The organism is Fodinibius roseus (genome assembly GCF_900129315.1).
In the GTDB taxonomy this organism is placed as follows: Bacteria; Bacteroidota; Rhodothermia; order Balneolales; family Balneolaceae; genus Fodinibius; species Fodinibius roseus.
Map to the genome: position 1 here is coordinate 1 of NZ_FQUS01000063.1, position 1189 is coordinate 1189.

Consider the following 1189-nt stretch of genomic DNA (forward strand, 5'->3'; position numbering starts at 1 on the left):
ATGGCAAAAGAGACATTTCAACGCAATAAGCCTCATGTAAACATAGGAACGATCGGTCACGTGGACCACGGGAAGACGACGCTGACGGCCGCGATCACGACGGTGATGGCCAAGCACTACGGGGGCGTGGCGAAGAAGTTTACCGATATAGACAATGCCCCCGAGGAGAAGGAGCGTGGGATCACGATTTCGACGGCGCACGTGGAGTATGAGACCGACGATCGCCACTATGCGCATGTGGACTGCCCGGGCCACGCCGATTACGTGAAGAACATGGTGACGGGTGCGGCGCAGATGGACGGGGCGATTTTGGTGGTGGCGGCCACGGACGGTCCGATGCCGCAGACCCGCGAGCACATACTGCTGGCCCGCCAGGTGGGGGTCCCCCAGATAGTGGTGTTTATGAACAAGACGGACCTGGTCGACGACGAGGAGCTGATCGAGCTGGTGGAGCTGGAAGTCCGGGAGCTGCTGAGCAGCTACGAGTTTGACGGGGACGAGATCCCGGTGGTGCAGGGTTCGGCCCTGAAGGCCCTGGAAGGCAGCGAGGAGGACGAGCAGGCGATTTTGGACCTGATGGACGCAGTTGATGAGACGATACCGACCCCTGAGCGGGATGTGGACAAGCCGTTTTTGATGCCGGTGGAAGATATTTTCTCCATTACCGGCCGGGGCACGGTGGCCACGGGCCGCATAGAGCGGGGCGTGATTCACCTGAACGACGAGATTGAGATTGTCGGGATTGTCGAAGACCCGATGGAAAGCGTGGTGACCGGCATTGAGATGTTCCGGCGGATGCTCGACGAGGGGCAGGCCGGGGACAACGCCGGGATCCTGCTGCGGGGCATAGACAAGGAGGAGTTGCAGCGGGGGATGGTGCTGTGCGAGCCGGGCTCGATTACCCCGCATACGAAGTTTTCCTGCGAGGTATATGTGCTGAGCAAGGACGAAGGGGGGCGGCACACGCCGTTTTTTGAAGGCTACCGCCCGCAGTTTTATTTCCGGACCACGGATGTGACCGGCTCCTGTGAGCTGCCCGAAGGGGTAGAGATGGTGATGCCGGGGGACAATGTGAACATGGAAGTGACGCTGATCCAGCCGGTGGCCATGGAAGAGGGGCTGCGGTTTGCGATCCGCGAAGGCGGCCGCACTGTCGGGGCCGGCGTGGTAACCGATATTATTGAATAGA

At 60.6% G+C, this 1189-nt stretch carries 1 protein-coding gene; it reads left to right on the forward strand.

Features of this window, described 5'->3' with window-relative positions; genetic code table 11:
* Complete coding sequence (tuf, locus tag BUB16_RS21000) at nucleotides 1-1188, forward strand: elongation factor Tu (RefSeq protein WP_073068804.1); 1188 nt, start codon at nucleotides 1-3, stop codon at nucleotides 1186-1188.
* The last annotated feature ends 1 nt before the right edge of the window (nucleotide 1189 follow it).

What these genes read in the sequence shown, in the direction of transcription:
- tuf (WP_073068804.1), top strand. Translation starts at nt 1, where the DNA reads ATGGCAAAAGAGACATTTCAACGCAATAAGCCTCATGTAAACATAGGA.